Origin of the sequence: Occallatibacter sp., from assembly GCF_049510455.1 — a bacterium.
In the GTDB taxonomy this organism is placed as follows: domain Bacteria; phylum Acidobacteriota; class Terriglobia; order Terriglobales; family Acidobacteriaceae; genus Telmatobacter.
Genome location: NZ_JBEKYX010000052.1, coordinates 24,367 through 31,051, shown reverse-complemented (window position 1 = coordinate 31,051; position 6,685 = coordinate 24,367). Strand labels below are relative to the sequence as shown.

Here is a 6,685-nt window from a genome sequence, read left to right as displayed (position 1 = left end):
CTGCTGGGCGCCGACTTCGCCATCGCCGACAGCACCCTCATGGTGCTGCTCTGGAACCTGATCCAGCGCGACCGCATCCCCAAGCTCTCCGGCCTCAAGTATCTGCGCGTGCTGCTCGAACAGCCGGAGTTTCATCAAGCCGGAAGCAGCTTCTGGATCATGCCCACACCGGCCGCGGCTCAGCGCAACCTCACCTGGCTGCAGGCCAACGGCACCGCCGTCACGGAAGACGACATCTACCTCGCACCGATGTACGAGAGGATCATCGACGATCCAGAGCTGCTGCGCCGGCTCGACCAGCGCCGTCCGCAGCACATCCTCCTCGGCATCGGCGGAGGAACCCAGGAGCCGCTCGGCCTTTACCTCAAGCAGAACCTCAGCTATCAGCCCGCCATCCACGGCATCGGCGCCGCCATCTCCTTCCTCTCCGGAGATCAGGTCCGCATACCCGCATGGGCCGACCACCTCGGCCTCGGTTGGCTCTGGAGAAGCCTCTCCAGCCCCTCAAGATACGGCGCGCGTTACTGGGACGCCAGACGCCTCGTACCCCTCCTCATCCGTTACAAAGACAAACTGCCAAATCAAGCTGGATGAGTTTTAAGATATTGAAAATAGGGAACTATTTCAGTGCTTGAACTTTGCAAGTATCAATACCGGATGGTAAAATCAACTTGGATACTCTTAAGTGATATCGACCGCTTATTTCAATCAGCGTAACTGAGCAGAGCTGGTCAAGCCATTATCGAAATTGTCAGGCAATTGAACGAATCATAGTTCTGCTTTAGCCAACTGGCCTATGCGGGATCTGCAATCGGAAAATCTAAGACTTACAAGAGAAACAGACGTTTGTGCTGCATCGTTTGAGGCGCACTGTGCATAGTTTCTGGGAACCAGGCGGCCTCATTGCTTTGAATTAAAGACAGCTTGGGCATTCATGAGGGCTTTCTTGAGCATTGAAATAGACGGGCAACCGATTACGAGTCGTAAGATACAGATATGGACGCGTCTGCGTCACGTGAAAACCAAATTGACTCACAGGGCATGCGTGCTGATTTCAGCAGGCACTTTTGTGCCCAGGGCTTCTATCTCAATTGTAAATGGTGATTCAATGCGGGTTTTTGCAAGTCGGCTGTCTGACGAGTGCGCGAAGGAGGTCCGTTAACCTGTGATTCTAAGAAATTCATTTCATTTCTTCCAAAATCGCCTTGCAGGCAGCGCTGCAGCCTTTCGGGTTTTGTTCATAGTGGCTGTAATTGTTTGCCCGAGGCCTTCTTTTGCGCAATCACCTGGCGGGATGTCTTCTCTTGCGCAGGCGCGCTCCGGAGGTGCCTCGTCGTCTGCGAGCATGATGGGCGTGACGGACGAGCCGATATTTTCCGGTGAAACAGTAGCCATTACAGTATCCAACGCGCCCGACTTCTCTACAGTTGCGCGAGTCTCCATGGGCGGCGATGTTCCTGTGCCCTATCTCGGCATTGTGCATTTCGCGGGATTGAATAGTGCAAGCGCGTCAGCTCTCATCGAGAAAATGCTGATGGACAGCAACCTTGTGATTCATCCAAATGTTCTGGTCACCGTGGATGGCGCGTCAACCGGCATCACTGTGCTGGGAGAAGTTAGAACTCCTGGGATCTATACGCCAATGGGAAAGCATATGCTGTCAGATATCCTGGCTATGGCTGGCGGCGTAACAACCACTGCGGGCAGAATTATCGAAATATCAAGCGATTCCGCACCAGATCAGAAAACCTTGATTCCGTGGGATCCCACTTTGCACAACACCGACGTATTCGATCGCGTGATGCGGGGAGGATCTAGAGTTGTCGTCAAGCCTTGCGGGGTTGTCTATGTGGGCGGCAATGTAACAAGACCTGGCGCTTATCCTTTATGTGCGTCGCGGGTTGCTACAGTATCGCAGCTCATTGCGTTAGCTTCAAATTCGTTGATTACGTCAAAACGGGGCCATACCCTGCTTATTCGCACGCTTCCGGATGGATCAAGAGTTGTGCAGCAGCTTGACTTGGCTAAGATACAGAATGCGAAAGCTGCAGACCCGGCCGTCAGGGAAGATGACATGATTTATGTTCCAGTGAGTGGCGTGAAATACACCCTCATAAACCTGCTGAATTACTTTACGGAGTTCGGTGTAGCAACGCTGGATTTATATGCACGTTGATGCGAAGCCGGGTCGAATGTCCTGGACATCCCATTTCGGGCAGTTCAAATTCAGGACGCTAAACCCGGCTTAGTCTGTCCAGTTGGCATAGGTATCGTACTTCTTCAATTGAGGCGCCATAAAGTGGAGACCATATGAAGATCAGTATCGTAACACTGTCATTTAATCAGTGCGCCTTTCTGCGAGAGGCTCTTGAATCGGTGTTACTGCAAGGCTATCCGGATCTGGAATACATTGTGATTGATCCAGGATCCACTGACGGAAGCCGCGAGCTGATTCAGAGTTATGCATCTGGTATTACACACATGGTTTTTGAGCCTGACAAAGGCGCTTCGGATGGTTTAAGGAAAGGCTTTGCGCTGGCCACTGGAGATATCTGCGGATTTCTTAACTCAGATGACCTTCTTGAGCCAGGTTCCTTGCAGCGCATTGCTGACTTCTTTCAGTTACATCCCGACTATGACATTGTCATGGGAAATGGTTACATCGTGGACGTCGAGAACAAGCCGGTTCGTCATGTGATATCGCGGGCATTTACCGTAGATCGTTATCTCTATGGCGGGACGCAATTTCTTCAACAGTCCACTTTCTTTCGTCGGAGGGCATATTTGAATTCTCCCGGATTCAATCCGATAACCCGAACCTGCTGGGACGGCGAGTTATTCGTCACCATGGCGCATCGCGGCGCCAAGGTCGGGTATATTAACGCCGATCTGAGCAGATTCCGTATTCATAGCCAATCGATTACTGGATCCCAGAAACTTCAGGGGCTATATTTCCAGGACAAACAACGTGTCTTTCGGGATATTCAGGGACGGGATTGGCGTACTGTGGATAAGCTTCGACAGTTGCTCTATCGAGGTGAGGCAGCACTTCGGCGTGTCGGTATTGTTCGATAACGGAAATAGGAAGGCAGGTGAGCGCGTGAGGGTCGGCATTCTCTGGACAAAACTTTCCGGATATCTCAACGCATGCCTTCAGGAACTCGCCAGTCGCGAGGGAGTACAACTCTTTGTTTCGCACCAAACTCCGGCGCTCGATGCACCGTTCGATGAGAGTCAGTTTGCATGGATGAAGAATCGCCTCATGTGGCGCGCGAACAGCGAACTGAACGCAATCGAACCAAAACTCCAGGAATTTAATCCTGACGTTTTGATCTTCGCTGGATGGGCTGTTCCTGCGTATCGTCGTATGGCGAAAGTGTTCGCTGGAAAGTGTCTGCGGATCATGACGATGGACAACTGCTGGTTAGGAACGGCGAAGCAGCGTTTGGCCACGCAAATCGCACCATTCTATATACGGCCGCTTGCGGATGCAGTGTGGCTGCCGGGAGAACGACAGGCGGTTTTTGCTCGGAAACTTGGGTTTGAACAGCGAGAAATTCTTCGCGGACTTTATTGCTGCGATCAGCGCCGCCTCGAAGCTATCCACTCTGGCAGGCTTTTAGCGGGATCGCCGGTCTCCCGCGCATTTTTATTTGTAGGCAGATTTGTTCAAGACAAGGGAATTGATACGCTCGTCAAAGCGTATGAGATATATCGTGCGCATTCTTCCAATCCCTGGCCTCTGATTTGCTGCGGTACCGGTCCCTTACATACCCTTCTGGAGAATGAGCCTGGAATTCAGATTGAGGGCTTTTTGCAGCCCGAACAATTGCGCTATCGGTTTGGACAGGCAGGATGCCTTGTCCTGCCGAGTGATTTTGAGCCGTGGGCAGTTGTAGTGCATGAGGCTGCGTCTGCTGGTCTGTTGATATTAGCCTCGGAGAATGTTGGAGCAGCTGTTCATCTGGTCCAGGATAACTACAACGGCTATATCTTTGGCGGAAAAGATGCAACCGGTTTAGCGGCTCTTCTGCAACGGGTCAGCGCTATGACGGATGAGCGCCTTGACGAGATGTCTCGTGCAAGTCATTCTCTTTCTCTCCAATTTTCCCCCCGCCATTGGGCGCAGACTCTGTTGGATGTAGCCGGGCAATGGGCCGGTGGAGCGAAAGTTGCCGCTTCAGGCGTCCTTGCTAACAAAACCAGGCAAGCTCTTCATGTAAAATCCCCAGTATAATCTGGAATTTTCAGCTAAATTTCTTTGCGTAAGTTCTAACTTCATCACGACAACATGAGGCATCTACATTGATCAACGAGAAATCCAGCATCACCGAAGTTGAGCCACCTTTTCAACAGTTCAGGCACGGCAGCGGAGCTTCTGAAGAAGTTTCCGTGGATCGCCTGATACAGCTGGTTAAAAAGCGTGGATGGATTGTCTTGGTTGCAGGGGCTATCGGTTTGGTCATTGCCATTGCAGCAAACATCGTGATAACACGCATGTATACCGCAAGGGGCAGGATAGAGGTTACAGGCGATATTTCGAGCGAATTTCGCCTTGAGCAGATCGCTGGCGCTGCTGGCGGTGACATGGACGCCCAGAAAATCGATACAGAGATTGAAAAAATGCGCAGCAGGACACTCGCGCTGGATACGATTCAGTCCCTGCATTTGGACAAAGATCGTAACTTTGCTAATTGGAAAGAACGCCCCTGGGATCTATCGAGACCGACTGATCGCGCGGCTCTGATCGACACTTTTTTAGGTTCTTTGAAAATATCCCGCCTGGCTCAGACAAATATCGTTGAGATATATGCAACGACCCGGCGTCCTGAACTGTCGGCTTTGATTGCAAATACCCTGGTTGATAAATACATCGAATATTCGTTTAAAAAGAGCTATGAATCTACGCAAAAAATATCAACGTGGTTGAATGGTCAGCTTGATAACCTGAAATCGAACCTTCAGTCGAGCCAGGAGCGCATGGTCTCGCTCGAAAAAGAAGTAGGTATTATCGGGATAGGTCAGCAGGAACAAAGTGTTGATGTCGAGCATTTGACGGAATTGAATAAAGTTCTGGTAGATGCGCAGGCTGATCGAATGCTCAAAGAGTCTGCATACAGGGCGCTTCTCGCTTCTACACCGGGAGTAGTGGATGCTTTTTCTACACAGGATTTAGTTCTGCAGTCTTCCAGGGAGAATCTGGCTCAGCTTAAGAGTCAGTATGCAGCCATGACTCAAACCTATGGGTCTGCATACCAGGGTGTACAGGCACTTAAGGGGCAGATCGACACTCTTCAGGCGGAAGTCAGCAGAGAAGAAGCTCTTCAAGTTGCAAAGGCGCAAACCGCCTTCAGTTCGGCTCAAGCGAACGAAGGCCAGTTGCGTGCAACTTTGAACCAGGAAGAGCAGAATGCCTATCAGAAAAGCTCTAAAGTCATCCAATTTGAACTCGCGCGCGAAGAATATCAGGCAAATCGGTTGTTATACGACGGTATTCAGGAGCGTCTGCAGGAGGCAGGAATTCTGGCAGGTCTGCATTCCACCTCGGTTCATGTTGTCGAAGATGCAGACGTTCCAATTTTTCCAAGTCAACCCCACAAACTCCTGAACATGGGCGGTGGTTTGGCTTTGGGGCTGCTTTTTGGCGGCGTTCTTGCCTTAGTTATTGAGGCGATGGACACAAACCTTCGCACCATTGAGGATGTCGAAACCTCGTTGAATCTTCCGCTTCTTGCAGTGCTTCCCAAGGTAGAGGGCGCTGAGATACGTGCGGCTAATTTTATTAAGCATGCAGCCTCCGGACAAAGCGGGTCCTGGTCAAAGATCGGCGAAGCATTGCGGGGCATGAGAACATCTATCCTGCTTTCGACGGCAGGTGCGCCGCCGCAGGTTTTGATGATATCCAGCACGCGCCCTGCAGAAGGAAAAACTTCAATTACTATCCTTGAGGCAATTATTTTTGCACTCAACGGCGCGAAAGTTTTATTGATCGATGCTGATCTGCGCCGGCCTGCGGTTCACCTTCGCGTTAAGGGCGAGTATATCGATGCCAGTTCTTCCCGCAATGTGGGGCTTTCTTCGGTGCTTTCTGGCAAGACAACATGGAAAGAAGCAGTCCAGGTGTGGCCTGAACTTCCTAATCTGCACCTCTTGCTTGCCGGTCCTCTGCCGCCATTACCCTCCGAACTGCTTGGATCAAAGCAGATGGAGAACCTCATAGCAGACCTTCGCTTGGAGTACGATTTCATCTTCATTGATACCCCTCCAGTGCTCACCGTAACTGACGCCTCGGTGCTCGGCCGTCTTGCTGATGGCGCGGTGCTTATAGTTCGCTATGGAGAGGCGCGACGTCAGGTGATTTCTCGCAGCGTCGAGCTATTGCAGCGCTCCGGTGCGAACCTGCTGGGAGTTGCACTCAATATGGTTGACTTCGGCGCGCCAGAGTACTCCGAGTATTACGGACGGCAGTACTACAATTACTACGGGCCACGCGAATCGGAAGGGGAAAAAAAGTCGACACGCGAGTCGTAAACATTCAAAGCTCCCCGCAAACAACTCAGCATCTGGATCATGCATGAGAGGATAACTTCGCTAACTTCGAATACGGATCTCGCATTCTTCGACAAACGTCAGTAGTGCTTACAGGACGGCTCTCGGGGATTTTTCTGGCGGGATATCTTCGCTG

5 protein-coding genes are annotated in these 6,685 nt (G+C 51.3%); all 5 read left to right on the top strand.

All coding sequences use genetic code 11. The annotated features are described in order from the left end of the window. Nucleotides 1–594 (top strand): WecB/TagA/CpsF family glycosyltransferase (locus ABSG47_RS11210; RefSeq protein ID WP_424169773.1); only part of this gene is annotated, 594 nt, incomplete at its 5' end. Between the two features lie 571 nt (nt 595–1,165). Further along, entirely contained in the window at nt 1,166–2,176 is a 1,011-nt protein-coding gene (locus tag ABSG47_RS11205) for a polysaccharide biosynthesis/export family protein (RefSeq protein WP_424169772.1), read from the top strand. Nucleotides 2,177–2,310: 134 nt separating this feature from the next. Further along, nucleotides 2,311–3,075 (top strand): glycosyltransferase family 2 protein, encoded by a 765-nt coding sequence (locus ABSG47_RS11200; RefSeq protein WP_424169771.1) that lies wholly within the window; start codon nt 2,311–2,313, stop codon nt 3,073–3,075. A gap of 25 nt (nt 3,076–3,100) precedes the next feature. Further along, complete coding sequence (locus ABSG47_RS11195; protein ID WP_424169770.1) at nt 3,101–4,237, top strand: glycosyltransferase family 4 protein; 1,137 nt, start codon at nt 3,101–3,103, stop codon at nt 4,235–4,237. 68 nt (nt 4,238–4,305) lie between these two features. Further along, nucleotides 4,306–6,531, top strand: coding sequence for a GumC family protein (locus tag ABSG47_RS11190; protein ID WP_424169769.1), 2,226 nt, complete (start codon nt 4,306–4,308; stop codon nt 6,529–6,531). Nucleotides 6,532–6,685 lie beyond the last annotated feature (154 nt).

What these genes read in the sequence shown, in the direction of transcription:
- ABSG47_RS11200 (WP_424169771.1), top strand. Translation starts at nt 2,311, where the DNA reads ATGAAGATCAGTATCGTAACACTGTCATTTAATCAGTGCGCCTTTCTG.